Origin of the sequence: Natronococcus sp. CG52, from assembly GCF_023913515.1 — an archaeon.
In the GTDB taxonomy this organism is placed as follows: domain Archaea; phylum Halobacteriota; class Halobacteria; order Halobacteriales; family Natrialbaceae; genus Natronococcus; species Natronococcus zhouii.
On the sequence record NZ_CP099391.1, the window covers coordinates 628,480 to 651,332 of the forward strand.

22 protein-coding genes are annotated in these 22,853 nt (G+C 65.6%); 8 read left to right on the forward strand and 14 right to left on the reverse strand.

All coding sequences use genetic code 11. The features are described from left to right. Nucleotides 1-116: 116 nt before the first annotated feature. On the reverse strand, nucleotides 117-860 hold the full coding sequence (locus NED97_RS03305; protein WP_252489301.1) for a 5-formyltetrahydrofolate cyclo-ligase: 744 nt from the start codon (nucleotides 858-860) through the stop codon (nucleotides 117-119). After that, nucleotides 847-1,425 carry a MogA/MoaB family molybdenum cofactor biosynthesis protein gene (locus NED97_RS03310; protein WP_252489302.1) on the reverse strand — a complete coding sequence of 193 codons (579 nt, stop codon included), beginning with the start codon at nucleotides 1,423-1,425 and terminating at the stop codon, nucleotides 847-849. The genes NED97_RS03305 and NED97_RS03310 overlap by 14 nt, the downstream gene beginning before the upstream one ends. A gap of 115 nt (nucleotides 1,426-1,540) precedes the next feature. On the opposite strand from NED97_RS03310, the gene NED97_RS03315 reads away from it, so the two are divergent. Continuing rightward, nucleotides 1,541-2,581 (forward strand): zinc-binding dehydrogenase, encoded by a 1,041-nt coding sequence (locus NED97_RS03315; protein ID WP_252489303.1) that lies wholly within the window; start codon nucleotides 1,541-1,543, stop codon nucleotides 2,579-2,581. A 78-nt stretch (nucleotides 2,582-2,659) separates the two neighbouring features. Beyond that, on the forward strand, nucleotides 2,660-2,971 hold the full coding sequence (locus tag NED97_RS03320) for a hypothetical protein (protein ID WP_252489304.1): 312 nt from the start codon (nucleotides 2,660-2,662) through the stop codon (nucleotides 2,969-2,971). A 240-nt stretch (nucleotides 2,972-3,211) separates the two neighbouring features. Here the strand turns inward: NED97_RS03320 and NED97_RS03325 are convergent, their stop codons facing one another. The 3 genes from NED97_RS03325 to NED97_RS03335 form a co-directional block, all read right to left on the reverse strand. Further along, nucleotides 3,212-4,117, reverse strand: a complete 906-nt coding sequence (locus NED97_RS03325) for a ketopantoate reductase family protein (protein ID WP_252489305.1) — start codon at nucleotides 4,115-4,117, stop codon at nucleotides 3,212-3,214. Between the two features lie 255 nt (nucleotides 4,118-4,372). Beyond that, nucleotides 4,373-4,939, reverse strand: coding sequence for an NUDIX hydrolase (locus NED97_RS03330; RefSeq protein ID WP_252489306.1), 567 nt, complete (start codon nucleotides 4,937-4,939; stop codon nucleotides 4,373-4,375). Between the two features lie 64 nt (nucleotides 4,940-5,003). Then, nucleotides 5,004-5,957: a diacylglycerol/lipid kinase family protein gene (locus NED97_RS03335; protein WP_252489307.1), complete on the reverse strand. Its 954-nt coding sequence runs from the start codon at nucleotides 5,955-5,957 to the stop codon at nucleotides 5,004-5,006. Between the two features lie 54 nt (nucleotides 5,958-6,011). Between NED97_RS03335 and NED97_RS03340 the strand changes: the two genes are divergently transcribed. Continuing rightward, the gene (locus NED97_RS03340; protein WP_252489308.1) at nucleotides 6,012-6,803 is read left to right on the forward strand and encodes a PHP domain-containing protein; all 792 of its coding nucleotides are present in this window, start codon (nucleotides 6,012-6,014) and stop codon (nucleotides 6,801-6,803) included. Here the strand turns inward: NED97_RS03340 and NED97_RS03345 are convergent. Then, nucleotides 6,800-7,213 (reverse strand): Lrp/AsnC family transcriptional regulator, encoded by a 414-nt coding sequence (locus NED97_RS03345; protein ID WP_252489309.1) that lies wholly within the window; start codon nucleotides 7,211-7,213, stop codon nucleotides 6,800-6,802. The two genes, NED97_RS03340 and NED97_RS03345, sit on opposite strands and share 4 nt — an antisense overlap. A gap of 102 nt (nucleotides 7,214-7,315) precedes the next feature. On the opposite strand from NED97_RS03345, the gene carA reads away from it, so the two are divergent. Beyond that, complete coding sequence (carA, locus tag NED97_RS03350; RefSeq protein ID WP_252489310.1) at nucleotides 7,316-8,392, forward strand: glutamine-hydrolyzing carbamoyl-phosphate synthase small subunit; 1,077 nt, start codon at nucleotides 7,316-7,318, stop codon at nucleotides 8,390-8,392. Nucleotides 8,393-8,860: 468 nt separating this feature from the next. Here the strand turns inward: carA and NED97_RS03355 are convergent, their stop codons facing one another. Then, on the reverse strand, nucleotides 8,861-10,051 hold the full coding sequence (locus tag NED97_RS03355) for an ABC transporter substrate-binding protein (RefSeq protein ID WP_252489311.1): 1,191 nt from the start codon (nucleotides 10,049-10,051) through the stop codon (nucleotides 8,861-8,863). Nucleotides 10,052-10,625: 574 nt separating this feature from the next. Here NED97_RS03355 and NED97_RS03360 point away from each other — a divergent pair. Beyond that, entirely contained in the window at nucleotides 10,626-11,162 is a 537-nt protein-coding gene (locus tag NED97_RS03360) for a hypothetical protein (RefSeq protein ID WP_252489312.1), read from the forward strand. Nucleotides 11,163-11,208: 46 nt separating this feature from the next. On the opposite strand, the gene NED97_RS03365 is transcribed toward NED97_RS03360, so the two are convergent. Then, the gene (locus NED97_RS03365; RefSeq protein WP_252489313.1) at nucleotides 11,209-11,952 is read right to left on the reverse strand and encodes an SIMPL domain-containing protein; all 744 of its coding nucleotides are present in this window, start codon (nucleotides 11,950-11,952) and stop codon (nucleotides 11,209-11,211) included. Between the two features lie 119 nt (nucleotides 11,953-12,071). On the opposite strand from NED97_RS03365, the gene NED97_RS03370 reads away from it, so the two are divergent. Further along, the gene (locus NED97_RS03370) at nucleotides 12,072-12,932 is read left to right on the forward strand and encodes a universal stress protein (protein ID WP_252489314.1); all 861 of its coding nucleotides are present in this window, start codon (nucleotides 12,072-12,074) and stop codon (nucleotides 12,930-12,932) included. A 66-nt stretch (nucleotides 12,933-12,998) separates the two neighbouring features. Here NED97_RS03370 and NED97_RS03375 read toward each other — a convergent pair whose 3' ends face one another. After that, nucleotides 12,999-13,814, reverse strand: a complete 816-nt coding sequence (locus tag NED97_RS03375; RefSeq protein ID WP_252489315.1) for a glycerophosphodiester phosphodiesterase — start codon at nucleotides 13,812-13,814, stop codon at nucleotides 12,999-13,001. A gap of 29 nt (nucleotides 13,815-13,843) precedes the next feature. On the opposite strand from NED97_RS03375, the gene NED97_RS03380 reads away from it, so the two are divergent. Then, nucleotides 13,844-14,326: a hypothetical protein gene (locus tag NED97_RS03380; RefSeq protein WP_252489316.1), complete on the forward strand. Its 483-nt coding sequence runs from the start codon at nucleotides 13,844-13,846 to the stop codon at nucleotides 14,324-14,326. A 187-nt stretch (nucleotides 14,327-14,513) separates the two neighbouring features. Here the strand turns inward: NED97_RS03380 and purH are convergent, their stop codons facing one another. Further along, nucleotides 14,514-16,151, reverse strand: a complete 1,638-nt coding sequence (gene purH, locus NED97_RS03385; protein WP_252489317.1) for a bifunctional phosphoribosylaminoimidazolecarboxamide formyltransferase/IMP cyclohydrolase — start codon at nucleotides 16,149-16,151, stop codon at nucleotides 14,514-14,516. Between the two features lie 168 nt (nucleotides 16,152-16,319). Between purH and purB the strand changes: the two genes are divergently transcribed. Then, nucleotides 16,320-17,705 (forward strand): adenylosuccinate lyase, encoded by a 1,386-nt coding sequence (gene purB / locus NED97_RS03390; RefSeq protein WP_252489318.1) that lies wholly within the window; start codon nucleotides 16,320-16,322, stop codon nucleotides 17,703-17,705. Between the two features lie 302 nt (nucleotides 17,706-18,007). On the opposite strand, the gene NED97_RS03395 is transcribed toward purB, so the two are convergent. The 4 genes from NED97_RS03395 to NED97_RS03410 all read right to left on the reverse strand — a co-directional run bounded on the left by NED97_RS03395 (nucleotide 18,008) and on the right by NED97_RS03410 (nucleotide 22,524). Next, nucleotides 18,008-19,084: a M20/M25/M40 family metallo-hydrolase gene (locus NED97_RS03395; RefSeq protein WP_252489319.1), complete on the reverse strand. Its 1,077-nt coding sequence runs from the start codon at nucleotides 19,082-19,084 to the stop codon at nucleotides 18,008-18,010. A gap of 145 nt (nucleotides 19,085-19,229) precedes the next feature. Next, nucleotides 19,230-19,625, reverse strand: coding sequence for an SPW repeat domain-containing protein (locus NED97_RS03400; protein WP_252489320.1), 396 nt, complete (start codon nucleotides 19,623-19,625; stop codon nucleotides 19,230-19,232). A gap of 83 nt (nucleotides 19,626-19,708) precedes the next feature. Continuing rightward, on the reverse strand, nucleotides 19,709-20,938 hold the full coding sequence (gene lysA, locus NED97_RS03405; RefSeq protein WP_252489321.1) for a diaminopimelate decarboxylase: 1,230 nt from the start codon (nucleotides 20,936-20,938) through the stop codon (nucleotides 19,709-19,711). Nucleotides 20,939-21,759: 821 nt separating this feature from the next. Next, nucleotides 21,760-22,524 (reverse strand): aldo/keto reductase, encoded by a 765-nt coding sequence (locus NED97_RS03410; RefSeq protein WP_252489322.1) that lies wholly within the window; start codon nucleotides 22,522-22,524, stop codon nucleotides 21,760-21,762. Nucleotides 22,525-22,853 lie beyond the last annotated feature (329 nt).

Genomic DNA, 22,853 nt, shown 5'->3' on the forward strand with positions numbered 1-22,853 from the left:
CCGCTCGCGATTCTGCACCGGGACACAGGGTCGTGTCCCAGTATGGCTTCACTACTCCAGCGAGTGACGACGACGGCCGGGCTCGCGTAAGTTCTGACGATCGACGAACTGGCCAGCTATCGGTCCGGTTCCCGATCCCGAACCCGCTCCAGAACTGGAATCTCCTCGAGTCGCTCGTCCGCGAGCAGGTCCCAGTCGATGCCGGACGGCTGCTCGCGCGCCGGCGGTCGACGCACGCGCTCGGGCGTGACGATCAGGCCCATCGAGACGTCGTGATCGCCGGTCGCGACGTCGTCGTCGACCACCTGCCGTTCGTGGACCGTCGTGGCGACCGGCGTCGTCTCGTCGACGAGTCCGAGTTCTCGGAGCACGGCGTACTCGAGGTCGCTGTACCCCTCTCCCTTTCCGATTCGGTCGCCGTCATCGATCACGGCAACGCTCCCGGAGACGATAAGATCGATCGACTCGACCGCTTCCGGGCCCACCTGCTCGCCGTGTTTCGACGAGCCCGAGACGGTCGTCGCCGCGTCGTAGTCCTCGAGGACGTCGGGATCGAGTTTCAGGAAACACCGCTCGTCGCTGAGCCGCGGGACCGCCATGTAGACGGTCTTCCCCGCGCGCAGCGCCCGGCGCCGAACCGGAAGCTGCGGCGCGTCGGGGTTCGCCTTGATGGTCGTCGCCGCCTCCCACTCGGGCTGGTCGGCGAGCCGGTCGGCCGCCTCCTCGGCGCCGGCGAAGTTGGGAATCCGTCCGTGGGGCGGGAACGGAAATCGGGCGACGCCACTGTCCTCGAGGTCGTCCCAGACGCGTTCGCGGATCTCCTCTTTCTCGCCGGAACCGTCTCCGTCACTCGTCGGCATCGTTCTCCTCGCCCTCGGTGGTGCCGGTTTCCGTCTCCGACGACTCCTCGCTCGTGCCCTCGCGGGCGAGGATCACGAGGTGGCGCGCCTCCGGCAGGATGATCTCCTCGAGGCCGAGTCGGACCGCGTCGCGGTTACCGGGGAGACAGAACACCGGCACCTCCTCGGAGACGCCCGCGGCCGTTCGTGCGGCGACGACCTGGGTTCCGAACTCCTCGTAGGCGACCGTCGTGAACAGTTCGCTGAACGCGGTGAGATCCTTCTCGATCAGCGGATCGACGGCCTCCAGGGTTGCGTCCTCGGGCTCGATACTGGTCCCGCCGCTGGTGACGATCATATCGACGTCGTCACGGTCGACCAGTCGGGAGACGACCGACTGGATCTTGTCGTAGTCGCTGTCGATGTGTTCCTGCATGACGACCTCGCAGCCGTTCTCCTCGAGGACCGTGGCGATCTCGGCGGCGGCGGCGCCGGTGTCGATGGAGCGATTCGTCGCGACGGTGACGAGGCCGGTCCCGATCGGACCGCCGATCGGGCCGTTTTCTTCCTCGTTCGACTGGGTCATACGCTCCGTTCGAGGAGCGGTGAGTAAAACGCTGGCAAACCGTCTTCATCGTCTTCCCCCGATGACACTTCGTCGACCCAACTGTTATGCTCGTGGTTTCCGTCGGACGACGTGTATGCAAGCGGTCAAAGTCACCGAACACGGCGACACCGGCGTCATCGAGTACGGCGAGTATCCCGATCCCGAGGTGGGCCGCAACGAGGTGCTGGTCGACGTGAAAGCCGGCGCGCTCAACCACCTCGACGTGTGGGTGCGCCGCGGACTGCCGACGCTCGACCTCGAGATGCCCCACGTACCGGGCAGCGACGCCGCCGGCGTCGTCGAGGAGGTCGGGGAGGACGTCACGCGCTTCGAACCCGGTGACCGCGTCGCGCTCACGGCGGGGGTCAACTGCGGTGACTGCGAGTTCTGCCGCGACGGCGATCCGACGCTCTGTGTCAACTTCCACCTGATCGGCGAACACGTCCCCGGCGTCCACGCCGAGTACGCCGCGGTTCCCGAGAACAACCTCATACCGGTCCCCGAGGGCGTCGACTGGATCACCGCCGGTTCGACCTCGCTCGTCTTCCAGACCGCCTGGCGACTGCTGATCGACCGCGCGGATCTCGAGGCCGGCGAGAAGGTGCTCGTCCTGGGCGCGAGCGGCGGCGTCGGACACGCGGCCGTCCAGATCGCCGACTACGCGGGCGCGGAGGTGTACGCCACCGGCAGCACGGAGACGAAACTCGAGCACGCCCGCGAACTCGGCGCGGACCGCGTCGTCAACTACGAGCAACGGAACTTCGCGGAGTGGGTCCGCAGCGAGACCGGCGGCCGGGGCGTCGACGTCGTCGTCGACTACATCGGCGCCGGCACCTGGCGCGACTCGATCAAGAGCCTCGCGAAGAACGGCCGACTGGTGACCTGCGGCGGGACGGCCGGCGGAAACCCCGAGACCGACATTCCGCGGATCTTTTGGAACCAGCTGCAGATCATCGGCTCGACCATGGGGACGCCGGGCCAGGTCGACGACGTGATGGAACTCGTCTGGGACGGCACCTTCGAACCCGCGGTCCGCGAGGTGTTGCCGATGAGCGAGACCGCGCGCGCCCACGAGATCATCGAATCCCGCGAGGGGTTCGGCAAGGTCGTCGTCCGCCCGGACAGCGAACTGTAGCGGATTCGACCGTCCGTCTTCGCCGAGAGCGATTCCGGAACCGTGAGGGCTTTGACCACGGCCTCGAAACTGACGGCTGTGACCTCGAGCGACGACGGCGGGTACGTTCACGATCCCGCGGCCTTCGACGACGACGGCGAGCCTCGAGCGGGAGACGAGGACGCCGACAGCTGGGTCGACGAACCCGTTCATCCCGCAGCGACTGACCGCGAGTTCGACTGGCGCGGCTGGATCCTCGTCGTCGTCGTCGTCTTCGCGTTCGTCGTCTCGCCGCTCACCATTCTGCTGTGGCCCCCGGCGACCGACTATCTGTTCGCGCTGATCATCCTGCCGCTCGCGCCCGCCGTCGTGCTCGCGTTGACGGCCGTCTGGGCGACGACGCGGCCCTGAACTGCGGCGACGAATTCTCGCGACGATCCGAGAGGACCAGGAGACGCCCCGTCGGGTGCTGCTCGAAGGACGGGAGTGGAGAGGCGCGTGGTTTTCAGCGGCTACTATCGGTGAGAGCGGAGAAAGAGTGTAACCTCATCGCTCGCTCATCAGCATCCGTATTGTGGAAGGACTAGACTACGGCGCTAGAGAGCGGCCTTCAGCTGGAAATCTGTCCGGCTCAGGGGTAACGGGTCCGCGTCACGAACACCGTTCAGCTCCGTTGATAAGCGCCGTCACGAGCGTGTTCGAGGGTACAGCGATATCTGCGGTCTCCGCCATCTCGAGAATCACTCCGTTCAACTCCTCGATCTCCGTTCGCCGCCCCTGCTCGACATTCTGTGCCATGCTCACCCTGTGAGCGGCGTGTGAGCGGGCCATCGACGCGATCGTTTGCCGTATCGCAGCCACGTCGACGTCGATCCCGTGGCTGGTGGCGACGCGGGCTGCTTCCGTCAGGAGTCGCGTAACCACACCGTCCAGCGGGTCGGTTGTCAACCGTGCGACCGGGCATCCCGTCAGCGTCAGTACGGGTGCCGTTGCCAACACGAGCGCACCTTTTTCCCAGATGACCGATCGGGGGTCGGTGACGGACTCGACATCAAATCCCGCGTCCGTAAGCGTTTCCCGAATCGTCGTGCGGGCAACCGCGTCTCCACCGCCGAACGTCGTCAGTCCGGCGGACGTACGGGTGACGACGCCCGGTTCCTCTGCGATCGCTGCTTCGTAGGTGACCCCACAGAACGCCCGTTCGCTTTCGACCTGACCGAGAAGATAGTCGTAATTTCGAAGTCCGTTCTGCAGCGACAGCACCCACGTCTCCGACCCGATGCACGTCGCGTGATCGGCCAGCGCCGTCTCGGTTTGGTGTGCCCGAACCAGGACGAGGGCCAAGTCGGCTGTCCCCACGTCACTGGCAGTCGTCGTCGCGTTAACTTCGACTGTCAGCGGTGCATCCCCGTTTTGACGGATGGCGATTCCCGCTGTCGAGAGGGTACGGGCGCTCTCCTTCCTGCGGTGGAGAAGCCACACATCGTGACCGGCGGCAGCGAGTCGTCCGCCGAACAGACACCCGAGCGCCCCTGCGCCGATGACCGCGATTTTCATGCAGTCCGTTTTCCGCCGACTGAGAAATACGTTTGCCGCACGCGCGGTTGATACGATACGTTTGCACGCGTAGCGAGTAGCCAATTCGGCCGAATCACTCCAAACGAAATCTAAAGGACGTGCCGAACCTATTCCCTCCGTTCAGCGGGCGGCTCTCGACAGAGCTGGGAGGGTTGTAATCCGCAGCGGTACATCGTTGTCCCGTCCGTGACAGTCGTTCGCGGGTGATTTCGACTACCGAACTCGTATTACCGGCTACTCCGACTGGACGTCTCGGCGCATCGCGATCTCGAACCACGGACAGAGACGAAGCTGTCGGTACCACTCGGGGTTCGAGTGCAGACGGTCGTAGGGAACCCACATCAGGCCGGCGACCTCCTCCTCGTCGGGATCGAGGCTCCGATCCGACAGCGTCAGCTTCAGGACGGCGCAGACCTCGTGTTCGACGCCCGCGTTCTCGAAGTAGCGCTTGTACTCGAAGCGATCGGTCAGTCGCACGTCGTCGTACTGGTCGGGCGTGACCCCGAGTTCCTCCTCGAGTCGCTGCTTGGTCGCCTCCTCCTGGCTCTGTCCCTGGACGGGGTGGGAGGCGACGGTGCCGTCCCAGTAGGTGCCCCAGAGGCGCTTGTCGGGTGCGCGCTGCGCCAGCAGGATGTTGTCGTCCCGGTCGAAGACGAGCGAGGTGAAGGCCCGATGACGGACGCCGTCGCCGGTGTGGGCCTCGAGTCGATTGACGAGTTCGAGTTCGGTGTCGTCTCCGTCGACGGCGATCACGTCCTGCTTTGCGTTCTCGTGGGGGTGATCGTCCTCTTGCGTGCTCATACCCTCACAATTGCGGAGGGTCTTGAAACCAGTATCGTCTCCGGCCCGCGCCGTCGGCCGATCGTCAGGCGTCGAACGGCCATCCGTCGTCCTCGTCCTCATCTGGGTTCGGGCGATAGTCGTCCCCGACGGCGACCTCGACCGCCGTCGGCTTCGTCTCGAGTTCGAGGGTTTCGGTCTCTAGCATCTCGCCGTCGAGGCTGTACTCGACCGAATCGTGGAGGCTCTCGATAGTGAGCGAGGGCGTCCGTCGACGGACGATGTGCGTGTTCTCGCGGTTGAACAGGCGCTCGAGTGCCGCCTCACCGAGCAGGTCGACGGTCGCAGCCTCCTCGACGATCGTGACTTCGAAGAGTCCGTCTTCGACGTTCGCCTGTGCGGTTCGCGCGCCGGTGAACCGTCGACAGTTCCCGACCAGGACGAACATCGCCTTTCCCGTCCACGATTCGGCGACCTCCCCGTTCGGACCGTCGGCGGTCGTCACCCGCAGGGGGAGCGAGTCGAACGACCTGACCGTCTCGAACGTGTTCAGGACGTACGCGAGGACGCCGAACTCCCGTTTCCCCTCGGAAGACGTCTCTCCGCTGGCCTCGGCGGTGACGCCGCCGACGCAGGAGTTGACGAACGACCGGTCGTTCGCGAGTCCGAGGTCGATCCTCCGTCGCTGCCCGTACTCGATCACCTCGAACGCGTGTTCGATCCCCTCCAGGCCGACGTTCGACGCGAAATTGTTACCCGTCCCCGCGGGGATGACGGCGACGGTCGTCGTCTCGAGTGCGCTGGCGGCCACGACGCCGCCGACGACCTCGTTGACGGTTCCGTCACCGCCGGCCGCGGCGACGAGGTCGGCGTCCGGTGCGGCCTCGCGAGCGAGTCGCCGCGCGTCGCCGGCCTCCTCGGTCTTTCGCACGTCGAATCCGTGCTCGGCGGCCAGTTCGACGACGTCGTCGACGTGGTCCTCGCTGCCGCTAGCGGGGTTGAGGACGAGCACGCGTCCGTCCGTGCCGTCTGCTTGCATACTGTGGGACATGCCGGGCGTGAGCAAAAGGGACTTCCCGGCGTATGCGCTCTCATGTACGCTGTGGACCTGCACACTCACACGCGGTTCTTCCACGGTCACCGGGCGCTGGGCGATCGGTTCGATCCGGTGGGCGTTCGATTGCTCGCGCGAATGGCCCAGTACCGCGGTCTCGAGGGGATCGCGACGACCAATCACGACTACTTCTCGCCGCTCGATCCGCCCGCGGAGGTCGTCACCGTGCCGGGGATCGAGATTACGACCGACCACGGCCACGTCCTCGTCGTGGGTCCCGACCCGCCCGCCGAGACGGAACCCGGCGAACTCACGCCGGGTGAAGCGGTCGAGTTGGCCCACGACCGCGACTGTGCCGCGATCGTCGCCCATCCGTTTCGCAACAGCACGGTCCGGGAACTCGAGGACGTGCCGTTCGACGCGATCGAGGTCAACGGCAAACACCCGCGTTCGCGGCCGCTCGTCGAACGGTTGGCCGACGAGCGAGAATTACCCCTGGTCGGCGGCAGCGACGCCCACTATCCCTTCGAGGTCGGTCGGGCGTACACGACCGTCGACGCCGACCGTCTCACGCCGAAGGCGGTCGCCGATGCGATCCGGGACGGGCGCGTCGACGCGAGGATCTCCCGATCGACGCTGGATCAGGTGCTTCGACGAGGGTACCGGACGATCCATCGGCGAAAGCAGGTGATAGACGCGATGAAACCGCCGACGCCCGGCGTCGGTACGCCGCCCGGCGAGGGGTCGGACGAGGAACTCGACGGCGTCCGGACCGACCGGTCGGACACCCGCGGTGACGGGGCGGACGACGGTACCGCTGGACCTGACTAACCCAGCTGTTCGTCCAGAATCAACCGGGTCTTCGTACTCACGACCTCCTCCTGGTCTCGAGCCTGCGTGATGAGGTCGTTCACGCCGCGGGTGTCGGCGGCGTCGACGACGAGCACGACGTCCTGCTCGCCGGAGACCATCCAGACGAAGTCGACCTCCTCCCACTCGGCCATTCGTTCCGAGATGCCCTTGGTATCGACGTCGACCGCGACGCTGACTTCGATCATCGCCTTGACGTTCCCGGTGTGCGTCGAGATCGTGAACCGTTCGATCACGTCCTCGTCCATCATCCGTTCGACGCGGTTCCGGACGGTTCCCTCGCTCGTCCCGACTTCGTCGGCGATCTCCGTGTACGGCGTCCGGGCGTCCCGCCGAAGCGTATCGAGAATCTGTCGGTCCAGATCGTCCATGGAGATTCGTGAGTACGAACGACTCGCACTTACCGATTACGAATTTCGTAACTCAGCTTCGAAGGCAACACTTATGCCCGGCTATCCAATACGTAGTTCGTAATGACAGTTGCCTACGTTGCGCTGGAGGGTGGCCACGTAATCGAGGGTCGTGGTCGTGCTCCGGGAACCGCTCGTGGCGAACTCGTTTTCACGACAGCCTACACCGGCTACGAAGAGAGCCTGACCGACCCATCCTACGAGGAACAGGTCCTGACCTTTTCGTACCCGCTGATCGGGAACTACGGCGTCCGCGAGGAGCGCTTCGAGGACGGCCGCGTCCACCCGCGCGCCGTGCTCGCGCGAGAACTCACCGAGGACGTCGCGGCGTGGCTCGCCGAGGAGGGCGTTCCGGCCGTCGACCACCTCGACACCCGCGAGGTCGTCACCGACATCCGCGACGGCGGCGCGATGAAGTGCGGTATCGCCGTCGGCGAGGACGCCACCGAGGAGGACGCCCTGGCCGAACTCGAGGCCTGCAAGGAGATGAGCGAACACACCGAGATCGGCGCCCAGGTCAGCGTCGACGAACCCGTCGTTCGCGGCGCCGACAACGACGGCGAGACCGTCGCGCTGATCGACTGCGGCGCGAAGGGCTCGATCGTCGACTCGCTGGTCGCCCGCGACGCGACGGTCCGCGTCCTGCCACACGATGCGAGCGTCGAAGAGGTCGAGGCGGTCGATCCCGACGTTCTGTTCGTCTCGAACGGTCCCGGAGATCCGGCCAACTACGAGCAAGCGGTCGCGCTCGTCGAAGCGTTCGTCGAGGACACGCCGGTCGCCGGTATCTGTCTCGGCCAGCAGATCGTCGCCCGCGCGCTCGGCGGCACCACCGAGAAGATGGCCTTCGGCCACCGCGGCGTCAACCAGCCCGTCCTCGACCTCGAGTCGGGCCGGGTCGTCATGACGACACAGAACCACGGCTACACGGTCGCCGAACCCGGCGACCACCTCGAGGTCTCTCAGATCAACGTCAACGACGACACGCCGGAGGGACTCGACGGACTCGAGTACGACGTCATCACCCGCCAGTACCACCCCGAGGCCAACCCCGGTCCGGAGGACACCCTCGACTTCTTCGACGACGTCCTCGCGATGGCGGACTCTCGATCGCAACGAACCGTTCCAGCGGACGACTGAACGGATTCTCGTCCGTTTTCGAGAGTTCGTCCTTCCGTGCCGGAGAAGGGGAGACGGATCACCGTGCGAGGGGCGAGACACAGAGCGATCGACCGTTGACACCGAAACGAGTCGGTGGAGATGTCGTACCAGTACGAACCGGGGTTCTGTGATTCGCTATCGACGTTCCACACGAATCGCCGATAGAGGGATTGAGAACCCGCTGTGAGATCGCGTACGGCTGACTGAGATTGCTAACGAAGTCACGGCACACTGCCTTTCGCTATCTCGGTGTCAGAGTCGGGAGCCTCGCCGGGTGCATATTCCGGACGCTCGCCAGCGACGGCGGAAAACTGTCGGCGGTCGGCGGTGAGACCCGACGGGCGACGGGAAATCGGCAAACCGAAGTTCGGCGCCGATCCGTGAACCGTTTCAGTACGGTCACTCGATCCCCGGGATAAGTGACGATCGAGTTGTGCTCGCGCCGCCTCAGCGGTCCCCAGTGACGATGTCCGCGACGCGCTGGCGGTCGAACAGCCGCTCGTCGGCCGGGATATCGGGATAGGATTCGGCGGCCACGTAGCCCGGCCACTCGCCGAACCGTTCCGGATAGAGCTGTTTGGCGGTCATCTCGAGTTGGAACAGATTCATGAGCGGACCCTGATAGCGCATTCCGCCGGCGACGACGCGTTCGTTCCGGACTGCGGTCAGATCGCTGCCGACGGGGTGGTCCTCGAGTGCGTCGCGAACGCTCTCGATGGAGTACTGCGGCGTGATTCCCCAGAGGTGGAGGATAACATCCGGATCGGCTTCGGCCATCGCCTCGTAGTCCAGGACCCCCCAGTCGCCCGACCACTCGCGGTCGGCGAGGGCGTCGCGTGCGCCGAGCGGTCGCGTGTCCGCTTGCCAGAAGCCGGGTGCGTTGAGGTGGTAGGTGTAGAACTCGCCGTCACCGAGCGTGACCCGCGCGGCCGTCGGCCGTTCGCTCTCGGGCGGGAGGTTCGACTCGATATGCGACCGGAGGTCGTCGTACGCCGCCTCGAGCGCCTCGTAACGCTCGCGTTCCTGAAAAACCGCGGCAACCGTTTCGAAGAGTTCCCAGAGCGTGTAGTACTCGTAGCTGTCGGCGTACGCGTCCGCCGGGTCGCTGTGAACGCCGCTGTGAAAGTTCCCGACCCACGGGCCGATCGACTCGGCTATTTCGTCGATATCGGATTCGTCCCAGTCGCCCTCGGTCGTCAGCACGTACGACGGATCGAGGAAGTGAACGTCGCTATCGAGGTCGTAAAGCCGTTCTCTGACGAGTCCCTGCTCGAGCGGATTCGACAGGCCGTCCCACTCGAAGCCGACGCCCTCGAGGTGGTCGTAGAACGAGTTCATCGTCGGCCCCGCCATCTCGGGTGCGAACAGGGTGTTTGCCGCCTCGTCGTGGCCGAGTGCGACCATCATGTCCGCGTACTGTGGAAACGTGACGAAGGCGTTCTCGGGAACGTCGTCGAACTCGACTTCACCCGCGGGAGCCATCGTTACCGTGTACGGATCGTTCGTTGCGGTGTCGTCCTCGTTCGATTCTCCGGGATCGGTTCCGCTCACACACCCGGCCACGGCTGCGCTGCCGACTGCGACGCTCGTCGCGATCACCTCTCGTCTGGTTCGATCGAACCCGCTTGCTCTCCTCATAGGATTTAGGCCTCCCTAAAAGATTAAAAACGGATCGATTTAGGCCGGCCAAAACAACTGCTCCGTCGGGGGTCGTCTGGAGGGCGCGCTCGACAGTACGCCGGTGAGGAGTCGCCGTCGTGTCGTCGGTCGTCGGACCGTCTCACTGCGGTCGAGTTCGTCGAACGCCCGATCGGGTCGGTTCGTGACCAGCACGTATAGGCCGGCCTCGAGGGCGTCGCGAACGCTGCTTTTCGTATCGGCGACTGTTCAGATGTCGTCACAGAGCCGACCGGTCCAGTCGAAACGCCCTCGCTTCGCGTCGACCCGAGTGCGGCTGCGTCGAAGGCGATGATCGGCAGCCGATCGTACAATTCGTAGGCGTCGATCGTCTCGAGGGTCGCGTCGGTGTCGCCCGTCTCTTCGACCTCGAGATAGATCGAGATATCCGTCTCGGTGGGTTCCTCGAGGCAGCGAACCGTTCCTGCCGGCGGCTGAACGGACACGTCTCGTTTTGAACGGCCGAGCGCGCGGTCCTCGTCGCGCTGCTCGAAACTCGGAACGTTGAACAGCCGGGCGCTCGCTTGCTCGAGCGATGGAGCGTCCGCTCGGCCTCGCGAGCTTCGACGACCGGAGTCGGTTTGCACACGCGCTGACGGTCGCCGTCGCCGTCGTCGTCTTCTGGTTCGGTTACTTCGGTGCCGTCGCCGCCGCCTACGGCGACCTTTCGGTGCTCGCACCGGAGACGAGCATCGAGCAACAGCGCGTCGGCGGCGTCGTCGGTTCGGTCTGCGTCTGGACCTACTTCGCGCTCGCGTTCGTCCGCGGCTACGGCGGTCCCGCCCTGAACGCCTTGGCCTACCCGCTCGTGATCGTCCTGCTCGCACCGTTCGTCGGCCGCTGGGCGCTTTTCGGGCCGGACTTCCCGGGACTGACCGCTCGCTTCGTCGGACTGCTCGTCGTCGAACCGCTGCTCACGACGGTACTCGTGATCGTCCCCGGCATCGGGTCGTTCGTCACACTGCTAGCGCTCTGGGCGTCGATGACCGACGAGTCCGATCGGCGAGCGTGGGAGCGACGGCACCTCTCCGACGAGTTTCACGAGGAGTTCGTCGGCCGGGACTACGAGTGACCGCCGGTGGCGGTACCCCGCGCGACTCGCGTCGCGAGTCGAACGATTACTCGAAGCCGTAGGTGACTGTCACCGACGCGGTCACGCTCACCGGATCGGCGTCGATCTCCGTCGGTGGTCCGTCGGCGGCGTCGTCCTCGGCGACGTCGGCCGCGACTCGGACCGTATTCAGCCGGACGTCGCCGGTTTCGACCGCTTTCGTTCCTGTGATCGTGACGCCGCGGTTGTCGGCGATGTGTCGGGCCTCGTCGTCCGCGTTCGCCAGCGCGTCGTCGATCGCCTCCTTCCGGATCTCGTCGTGCGTCTCGTCCTGCAGACTGAAGGTCACGCGGCCGACGTCGTCGGCTCCGGCGGCGGTTAGTTCGTCGATAATTTCGCCGACGCGGTCGACATCCTCGAGCGTAAGCTGGAACGAGTGCTGCCCCTCGTACCCCGCCGTGTCACCGTCCCGTCTGCGCTGGGGGTGAACGCGATACCGTCCCTCCTCGACGTTCTCCTCGGGAATCCCGAGGTCGTCGAACGCCTCGCGAAGCGCCTCGGCCCGCGCGGCTAACTCGTCGGTGACCTCCTCTGCGGTATCGCCGCTCGCTTCGGCGCCGACGCTGAGGGTCGCCGCGTCGGGGTCGGCCGTGGCCTCGCCGCTGGTGCTGACCACGATTTCGTTGTCGTCGGTACCGGTGGATCGCGTCGTCGATCCGGGGTTGTCGCTCCCGAACGCGTTCGTCACGCAGCCGGCCGTCGCCACGGTAACGACGGCGCCCGATCCTGCGAGGAACTGTCGTCGATTCATGTGGGACTGCACACGTGGCAGGGAAATAACACTACCTGAAGCTCAAACGGCTCTTTGAGTTTCGGAGACCGGGGAGAGAGTACTTGGTCGCCCGCGTTGACCGGTTCCGCATACGACGCATGCCGAACGCTCGTCTGCTCGTTCCCGTCGCGAACCCGGAAACCGCGGATCGGTTGCTCGACACCGCGGTCGATATCGCCGCCGATCGCGACCTCGAGGTCCTCGTGCTTACCGTCGTCACCGTTCCGATGCAACTGTCGCTCGAGCAGGCTCGCAGCGAGTTCGACGTCGCAGGCCGGGAGTCGATGGTCACCGAGGCGGTCGACCGCGTTCGCGGCTACGGAATCTCGGCGACCGGTCGGATCAGGTTCGGGCGGAGCGTCGCAGGCGGCATCCGAGGCATCGCATCGAAGGAGTCCGTTGAGACGATCCTGCTCGGCTGGCGCGGCCGTCCTCGCCGCCGAGACGTCGTACTGGGTAGCCACATCGACGACGTGCTGGCCGACGCGCCGTGTGATGTCCTCGTCAAGCGGATCGATCGCGACCGACGCGCCGTCTCGTCCGTCCTCGTTCCCGTCGCCGGCGGTCCCAACACCGAGTTCGCCGCGGAAACCGCCGGCGCGCTCGCCCGCGCTCACGACGCTCGGATCGAACTCGTGACCGTCGTCCCGGACCGCGAGGAGGCGACCGTCGCCGAAGCGCGGGACTTCCTCGACCGAACGGCACCCGCGCTGGGAGCCGTCGAGTCGGTCGAGCAGACCGTCTTCGAGGGCTCCGTCGTCGAGACGATCGTCGATCGCTCGGCCGATCACGACGTGACCGTCGTCGGCGCGGCCGAGGGTGGATTCCTGCGACGTGCGCTCGTCGGCGACGTTCCCGAAGCGATCGGTCAAGAAGCCGATGGCGTCGTCCTCATGGCTAAACGGCGGCGGGACGTCTCGGATGCGCTGTGGCGGCGGATCCGGAATCGGCTGCGGTGACGGATTCGACGGAACCGCGCTCGGTTAATCCCGCCACGGTACTAATTCTCTAATTCGGACCGACGGCTACGACTCGGCGCGCAGAATCTCGTACGCGTAATCGGGACGGTTCGTGACGAGAACGTCGAGGTTGACCTCGAGAACGTCGCGGACGGTCTGTTTCGTATCGACGAGTTTCCAGACTCCGGCAGTGACCGATTCGGTCCGGGCCGCGCTGATGAAATTCGAGACGCCGCGCGGCGCGTAGTGGCTGAACGCCAGATCGGCGCCGCACGCCGCAGCCTCCTCCGCCAGCCAGGGTGACGGAACCGAACCGATCAGTCCCGTTCTGATCCCGTTGTCTCGCGCGGGGTCGAGCGCCGCGGGATCGAAGGAGATGATCACCAGTCGATCGAGCAGGTCGTACTCGGCGACGGTCTCGAGTATCGATTCCGTGTATCCGGCGGCTTTCACCTCCAGAAAGATCGTCGCGTCGGACGCCGCGAGTTCGTCGAGTCCGTCAGACAGTCTGATGAGCGGTTCGCCGTCGATCCTGGCGCCGTCGATCTCGCTCCATGGGGTATTCTGGACCCAGCCGTGCGCCGTCGAATCCCAGTCGAGTACGGGGTCGTGGAACAGTACCAGTTCACCGTCGCCGGTTCGTCGGACGTCGAGTTCGACGCCGTCGACGCCGACCTCGAGCGCCGCGCGAACGGCGGCTCTCGTGTTCGGTGGCGCGAGCCCTTCCGCGCCGCGGTGGCCGACGATTAGCGGGCGATCGCTCGTTACGGTTTCCCCGGTGACCAGCGGTGTAAGTCCCCAGGCCGACGTCGCCACGATTCCCGCGCCAAACCCGGCCAGTAGCCGTCGACGAGAGAGTGACGGACCGGTTCCGGGAGACATTTCGTTCCGAACGAAGCGAGTGCAGCCACATGAAGGTTCGCTCCGGGTTCGGTTACGTTCGGCCGCTGCTCGGTCCGTCTCGCTCGACCCGGAGAACGAAGTTCGTCACCTCGGTCTCGACTCTCGACGTAGAGCTCTGCGTATCACCCCTCGTGAGGCGACTCGAGCGCGTTTCGAAACTGGTCCGGGACATCCCCTCCCTTACGATGTTCGTTCTCCTCGGGCTCGTTCCGGCCGGTCTCGCGGCGCCCTCCTTTCGTCAGCCGGTCGTCCTCCCGGCCTCGGTGATCGGTCGCGTCGAAGTCACGTTCCGGCTTCTCGTCTACGTCCCGGTCGCCGGAATCGGAGCGATCCTCCTCGAACCGCTCGACATCGGCGGAGTCCTCGGAATTCCGGTTCTCGAACAGGTCGTCGTGTTCGCCGCGCTGCTCGGGTTTTGCTCCCTTCTCAGTCGCGCGCTCGTTCGGGTCGGGCTGATCGTCTCCCGTCGACTCGAGATCGGGCAGCGGTGAGTCGCGAACCGGAATCAGAAACCGATTCGGAAGAATCGATCGCGTGGCGGCGCGTTCAGTCGCGTCTGACCGACCGCTGCCCGGTGAACGCGGCACCCGCCTTTTTCCGCACGGGTTCGGGTTCGTTCACCGCTCGCGCAAAAATCTGGACCGAAAATCCGCTCGCTCACGCCGTTCACTCGCGGCGCTAATCGTGTCTGAACGACCGCTGCCCGGTGAACGCCATCGCGATGCCGTGTTCGTCCGCGGTCTCGATCACGTCGTCGTCGTTGACCGAGCCGCCGGGCTGGACGACCGCCTCGATGCCCGCCTCGGCGGCCTCCTCGATGCCGTCCGGGAACGGGAAGAAGGCGTCGGAGGCCATCACGGCGCCCTCGGCGTCCTTGCCCTCCGCGTGCTCGTCTGCTTTCATCGCGGCGAGCCGGACCGCGTCGACGCGCGAGACCTGCCCCATCCCGACGCCGACCGTCTCGGTCCCTTTTGTGAACAGGATCCCGTTCGACTTGACGTGTTTGAGCGTCTGCCAGGCGAACACCATCGACTCGAGTTCCTCGTCGCTCGGCTCGCGCTCGGTGACGACCTCGAGGTCGTCGACCGAGACGGACTGAAGGTCGCGCTCCTGGACGAGGCGGCCGCCGACGAGGGGCTTCTCCGTAAAGCGCTCGCTTCGGTCATCCAGCTCGCCAACGTCGAGCACCCGGAGATTGTCCTTCTCGCGGAGCACCTCGAGCGCCTCGTCGGTGTAGCCCGGCGCGACGACGACCTCCTTGAACGAGTCGATCACCCGCTCGGCGGTGCCGGCGTCGCACTCGCGGTTGAGCGCGACGATACCGCCGAAGGCGCTCATCGGGTCGGTCGAGAGCGCCTTCTCGTACGCCTCGGAGAGGCTGTCGGCCGTCGCACAGCCGGCGGGGTTGGTGTGCTTGATAACCGCCGCGGCGGGTTCGTCGAACTCCTTGATCAGGTTCAGCGCGCCGTCGGCGTCGTTGTAGTTGTTGTACGACAGCGCCTTCGCACCCTCGTTCAGCTGGTCGGCGTGCACGACGCTGGCTTCGTCGCAGGTGTAGTCGGCGTAGACCGCGGCGTCCTGGTGGGGGTTCTCGCCGTAGCGGAGGGTATCGGCTCGGTCGTCGGAGATCAACCGACGGGCCGGAAGCCCATCGTGATCGTCAGTATCAGTACTCGCGACGTCCGCGTCGACCGTCACCTCTCCAGCGCCGAGATCGATGTCCACTGCACCCTCGGCGAACCACTTCACCGCCCGCGGGTACGCGCGGAACTCGCCCTCGTAGAGGACCCGTTCCTTCAGCGTCTCCTCGTCGTCGCCCTCGTAGATCGGAATCGGTTCCTGGGTGACGATCGGTCCGCCGTCGACCTCGTTTTCGACGACCTCACCGTCCTCGTCGGTCGCGTCGGTGACGAGGTGGACCGTACAGCCCGTCACCGAAACGCCGGCCTCGAGCGCGTCGCCCCAGGCGTCCGTGCCGGGGAACGAGGGAAGCAGCGAAGGGTGGACGTTCAGCGTCGTCGGCTGTTCGTCGAGGAAGGCGTTCGAGAGCACGCGCATGTAGCCGTCGAGGCAGACGAGGTCGAACTCGTACCCCGCGAGCGCCTCGTTGACGGCCTGCTCGTGCTCCCGGCGGCTCATCCCGTCCTCGATCGGGACGATCTCGGTGGGAATCCCGCGCTCGGCTGCGGCCTCGAGCACCGGCGCGTCCGCGCTGTTCGTGAGCACGACGGCGAGTTCGGCACCAGCCGGCTCGCGGTCGGCGATGTTCAACAGGTTGCGCCCTCGGTTGCCGGCCATCCCGGCGATTCGCGTCATGGTCGAACCCGCGCCCGCGAGGGGCAAAGTGGTTGCGGTCTCGACCGGCCAGTTATACACAACCTCGCATTACTCTGGAGGTATTTCTCCGGATAACCGTCGAGATATACACGCTCGTGGCTTCCCGTTTCGATACGTTTTTGCACCGCGCTGGAAAGCATCCGAACGATGACCGACACCAACGCGCTGTACGCCGTCTCGCCGCTGGACGGCCGGTACGGAGGGCGGACCGAACGGCTCTCGCCGTACGCGAGCGAGGCCGCGCTCATGCGCGCTCGCGTCCGCGTCGAAGTCGAGTACCTGATCGCGCTGGCCGACCTCGAGGCGACGCCGCTGACCCTCGACATCGACGAGCGCGAACACCTGCGCGGACTGTACAAGCACTTCGCCGAGGAGGACGCCCGGCTGATCAAAACGCTCGAGACCGAGGGCTACGCGGAGTTCGACGCGACGAACCACGACGTGAAGGCCGTCGAGTACTTCGTCCGCCACCGGTTGCCCGAGGAGAGCGACGCCTCGGCCTGGATCCACTTCGGGCTGACCAGCGAGGACGTGAACAACCTCGCTCACCGGCTGCTCGTCCGGGACGCCGTCAACGAGGTGCTGCTGCCCACGCTGTACGACGTGCAGGACGCGCTCGCGGCGATGGCCCGCGAGCACCGCGACCTGCCGATGCTCGCGCGCACCCACGGTCAGCCCGCGACGCCGACGACGTTCGGCAAGGAGATGGCGGTCTACGCGGCCCGCCTCGGTCGCGCAACGGGACGGGTTCGCGAGGCGACCGACGACCTCAGCGGAAAGCTCGGGGGCGCGTCGGGAACCTACGCGGCTCACGTCGCGGCGTATCCCGACGTCGACTGGCCGGCGTTCGCCGAGGAGTTCGTTCGGGGACTGGGCCTCGAGTTCGTCCCGCTCACGACGCAGGTTAACCCCTGTGACGACCTCGCGGCGCTGTTCGATGCCTTCCGCGGGGCGAACGACGTCCTGCTGGATCTGGATCTGGACATGTGGCTCTACGTCTCGGATCGCTACCTCGGCCAGGAAACCGTCGCCGGCGAAACCGGCTCCTCGACGATGCCCCACAAGGTCAACCCGATCGACTTCGAGAACAGCGAGGGCAACCTCTCGAAGGCGAATTCGGATCTCGCCTTCCTCGCCGACTACGTCACGACCTCGCGGCTCCAGCGCGACCTCTCGGACTCGACGGTCAAACGGAACATGGGGGCCGCCCTCGCACACTGTCTGATCGGCTACGACAAGGCCGCGGCCGGTCTCGGAAAGGTCGTCCCCAACGAACACGTGATGCGCGCGGAACTCGAGGAGACCCCCGAGATCATCGGCGAGGCGGTCCAGACGATCCTCCGGCGCGAGGGACAGGAGGACGCCTACGAGCGGGTCAAGGAACTTACCCGCGGGCGGGAGGTCGCACTCGAGGACTTCCACGACCTGTTCGACGACCTCGAGGTCGACGACGACGTTCGCGAGGAGCTTCGTGAGCTAACACCCGCCTCGTACACGGGCGTCGCGAGCGACCTGGTCGACGAGCAGCAGTAGCCACGGATCGCCTCCTGGAACCCCGATCAGTACTGATTTGAGCGGAGGATACTAACTGCCGACTATGATCGAGTCTCTCTTCCCGGAGATCGCCACGATCCTGCTCTTTCTCATCGTGATCATCTGTATGATCATCCTGCTGTACATCTCGATCAAGTGGTGAGGGTTCTCCTCGAGCCTCCCGAGTCGACGAGCGGTGATCGACTTCCGGAGCCGGGTGGATCGGGTGTGGAGAGGTCCGTCCAGCTCCCCGAGCTATCAGCTCGTACCCGCTGAGATCGAGGCCTCCGATTCGGTCTCGCTCACCTCGCCACTTTCTCGAGCGTCTCAGCGACGGCGTCGGAGGCGGTCTCCACCTGCGGCAGGCGGACGTACTCGCGTTCGGCGTGTGCGACTGCCCCTTTCTCGTCGGCGAGCACGCCCGGCCCAAAGACGACCGTCGGGGCGTCGGCCGCGAAGAACGACGCCTCGGTCGCCGCCTCGAAGGGGCGAACGTCGCCGCCGCTCGCCTCCCGGAGGATCCGTACCAGTCGGTCGCCTTCGTCGGTCACGAACGGATCGGGAAACGGCGTGTCGGGACGGATCAGATCGACGGAGACCGAGAGGTCGTCCGGGACGCGCGACTCGAGGAACGCCTCGAGGTCTCCGCGGAACGAATCGCTGGTCTCCGGCGGCACGTTTCGGCGGTCGAACGTGACTCGACACGTCTCCGGTACCCGATTCGGAGCCTCACCACCGGCGAGCACGGTCGGCGTCAGCTTCGGGGCGCCGAGCACCGGATCCGGGTCCGGTCCGGCCTCGTCGTCGTAGGCTCGCAGCGCCTCGAGCACATCGGGGAGTCCGAACGCCGGATTCCGTTCGGCGGAAACGCTCGCCGCGTGGCCGCTCTCACCCTCGAGGGTAATCGTCCCCTCACACTGCCCGCGGGCGGCTACACAGACGTCGAGATCGGTCGGCTCGCCGACGATATAGCCGTCGGCGGACAGGGTCTCCCGCAGGCGGGCAGCGCCGGTCATCAGCGTCTCCTCGTCGGGGGTCAGCGCCAGCGTGACTCGACCCGCGGTCGGTTCGACTCGCAGGAACGCGGCGAGCAACGCGGCGAGCGGTCCCTTCGCATCGCACGCGCCCCGTCCGTAGACCGTGTCGCCGTCTCGCTCGTACGAGACGTGCGGCGCCACGGTATCGAAGTGCGTGTTCAGGACGATGTGGGGGCCGCCGTCCGTTCCGCGGCTCGCGAGGACGTTTCCGCGGGCGTCCACACTCGGCTCGAGACCGGCGTCCCGAAGCGTCTCGAGCACCAGTTCGCGCATCTCCGAGACGTCCTCGTGGGAGGGCGTCCCGACGGCGTCGGCGTGAAAGGTGGTGATATCGAAGCTCATGAGCACTCGCGCCGTCGTCGAAACGACGACTTGTCGATATCGCCTCTTTCAAACGTCGAGTGATAAGCCCGTGCATTCGCCTCGAGACCGGCGGCAAACCGATCGAACCGTCCGCACAGACCGCTGAAAGTACGGCTTTGCCGACCTACGCCCCGGTCGCAGTCGCGGTTCTCCGCCGCCAGCTACCGTAGACGCCGGCAGCGGCCAGGATCGTCACGAGCCCACCCGCGACGACGTTGCTCCAGAACAGAACGTCCACGGGCGTCCCGAAGACGAACGGCGCCGCGACGGTCCACAGTCCGAGGGGAACGAGCGGCAGCGGGGCGGCGAGCGCCGGGAGGCGGCCGCCCGACGGCTGAGCGGCGGTGTACGCGGCGAGGGTGGCGATCGCGGCACCGACCAGGACGTTGTTCAGGATGATCCAGCCGGACCCCGTGAAGAAGACGCCGGACCAGAATATCCAGGTGCCGAGAACGGCGGCGAGTCCGGCGACCCGTGGAACTGGAACCGTTGCATCTCGAGTCGATCGGCGGTCGCTCATAGCCCCGTCTACGAGGTCTACCCGTCTAAAACTATCACGCGGTCACGTTCGCAACCCGGACCGTCAGATTCGCCGAGGCGACGTTACCGTTCGACGCGCGTGACGTCCTCGAGCGTCTCGCGTCGCCGAACGACGCGGGCCTCGTCGTCTTCGATGGCCACCTCGGCGGGCCGGGGCTGGGAGTGAAACTGGCTGGCCAGTTCGTAGCCGTAGGAGCCCGCGTTACCGATCGCGAGCACGTCCTCGCGGTCCGGACGGGCGATCGGCCGATCGTGGGCGAAGACGTCCGCGCTGGTACAGACCGGACCGCCGACGGTCACCGGTTCGGGGTCGCGGTCGGGGGCGCTGACGTTGTACATCGGGTGGTAGGAGCCGAACATCGCCGGTCGGATTAGCGTCGCCAGGCTGGCGTCGATCCCGACGACTGTCGTGTCGGGAGCCTCCTTGATCGTGTTGACCTCGCTCAGGATGAGTCCCGCGTCGGCGACGACGTACCGGCCGGGCTCGAGCTTGAGCGTCGCGTCGATATCGCCGACGGCGTCGCGGACCATGTTCGAGGTCTTCTCGAGGTCCAGCGGTTGTTCGTCCTCGCGGTACGGCACGCCGTAGCCGCCGCCGACGTCGACGAACTCGAGGTCGCCCACGCGGCGAGCCATCTCGCCGACCCGCTCGATCGCCCGGCAGTGCTCCTCGAGTCCCTCCGTGAGCACGCCGCTGCCGGCGTGGGCGTGGAGGCCGACGAGTTCGAACCCCTCGCGGACCTGTTCGGCGACCTCGGGCACCTGCTCGTAGGGAATGCCGAACTTCGCATCGGCGCCGGTCGCGACCTTCTCGTGGTGGCCCGTCCCGATGCCGGGGTTGATGCGGATCGCGATCCGGCCGTCGTAGCCCCGGTCTGCGAGGCGCTCGAGCGTGTCGGTCGCGCCGATCGTGACCGTCAGGCCGGGGTTCTCGGCGCCCAGTTCCGCGGCGTAGTCGAGGTCGTGATCCGGCGGATTGACGGCGGTGTACTGCAGCGCGTTCGGATCCGCGCCGGCGTCGATCGATCGCTGGAGTTCGCCCCAGGCCGCACACTCGATGGTACCGTCGGCCTCGAGGACGGCCTCGAGGACGGCCTTCCCGGTGTGCGCCTTCGCGGCGTACATGACGTCGGCGTCGGGAAACGCCGCGGCGAAGCGGCTGTAGTTTTCTTTGACGCGGTCGAGGTCCATCACGTACAGCGGCGTTCCGTACTCGTCAGCGAGGGACTCGAGTCGCTCGCGGTCCCAGTCGGAGAGCCGGCGAACGGCCGCCGAATCGGCGAAGTCGGTCATCGTTCCTCTCGAGTAACCGTGAGCAGTCAAGGGTTTGGGTTTAGGTTTGGCGGTCCTGATCCGGTGGAAGCCTCTCAGGTCGTCGTTCAGAACGTTAGGTGGAGTTTGTGTTCAATACAGGTCAATTACAGAGTACAGTGGTCAGGTAGAGAGATACCGCCGATAAACGTCCGCTCCAATAAAACCCAGTCCTGCAGTTGTACCGACTACACCTAACACAGCAAACAGAAGTGGACTTTCACGGTCATTACATCCGTCGTTCCAGATGAGTGAGCCCACCCGGTTAGGTCCCCCCGTTCCGGGCAGGGTCACACCTTCGATTGAACTTCGAGTCGGATGTATTTCAATCAGATTATACATTGCACTGTCTAATTGGCAAGAAATTAATGTTTGGAAGGAAAATTCGATGGTAGCAATAAGCATCAACAACCCAAAGGCAAATATTCCATAGCTCGTGTATCCAGACGGTATCGAAACCATACATCAGGAATTAATATATATATATATATATATTCAGATTAACGTTATGGTCGCTGGATGTGTCTTGTAGATTCTACTTGCTGTTGACTGTTCAGTTCGCACCTTTCGATCCCGAATCAACTAATTTGAGTCCTCATCCAGCAGTATAGGATCACGGTTGTTCTGAGGAACAGTACCGCTACTGGCAACAGGGGATTCCACGTCCTCCCCAGCCGATTCGCTCGCTCACTGCGTTCGTTCGCTCATCCCTCGCACGGCTTCGTCCCGCGATTCACTCGTCGTTCATCGCGGTCCAGCGCGCGCCACTGCGACGTGGACTGGTCGGTCATCGGGCAATGCCACTATTCCGGAAACAGCTCTTCAGTTCGCTCGACGGCGTCGATCCGCTCGCGGTCGTCGTCCGTGAGCTCGAGGTCCAGCGCCTCGAGGTTCGCCTCCAGGTGCTCGCGGCTGCTCGATTTCGGGATCGTCACGACGCCCTCTTTCGCGGTCAGCCACGCGAGACAGACCGCCTCGGGCGTCGCGTCGTGATTCTCGGCGACGGCGACGACCTCGTCGATCTCGCCGGCGCGGCCGTTGGCGAGCGGCGAGTAGGCCACCAGCGGATAGCCGTGTTCGCGTGCGTGCGAGAGAAGCTCCTCGCGCTGGAACAGCGGGTGGTACTCGACCTGGTGGGCCGCCATCGGCGCCTCGAGGATGCCCTGCGCGGTCTCGACTTCCTCGACGGTGAAGTTGCTCAGGCCCACGCCGCCGACGAGTCCGTCGTCGCGCAGGTCGTCGAACGCCGGCAGCGTCCGCTCGGGATCGTACGTCTCGATCGGGCGGTGGACGTACAGCAGGTCGACGGACTCGAGTCCCAGCCGCTCGAGGCTCTCCTCGGTCGTCCGGCGGACGTCTTCGGGTGCGAGGCTGTCGGCCCAGACCTTCGTCGCGACGGTCGCGTCCTCGCGGGGAACGGAACTCCGGGCCAGTCCCTCGCCGACGACGGCCTCGTTCTCGTAGATCTGGGCCGTGTCGAGGTGTTCGTAGCCGACGTCGATCGCGGTCGCGATCACGTCGGGATCGTCGATCCCCATCGTCCCGAGACCGATCGGTGGAAGGTTCATACGGTACGTTCTCGGTTCTGTTGTAAGGTAATTCGTATTCTCGCCACGGTCGCTCGATCGGTCGCCGAAGCCGCTCGAGCGCGCGGAGCACCCCGCCGGCACTCGGGTCGGGACCGCACGCTCCGTGCGTCCCGGTGAGCTGTCGTCGTGAAGCCGACACGACAAGGGTTTCTGATTCCGAGACTGTATCGCCGAATTCTATCGGATATTCTAGGAGTTGTCGCGTTCCTCGCACTCGCGTGGCTGTTCGTTCTCGCTCTCGTATACGGCGATGCGAAAGAGAACAGGACGTAGAATGCACCCCTGTAGGCGCTGGTCGCGTTCTTCGG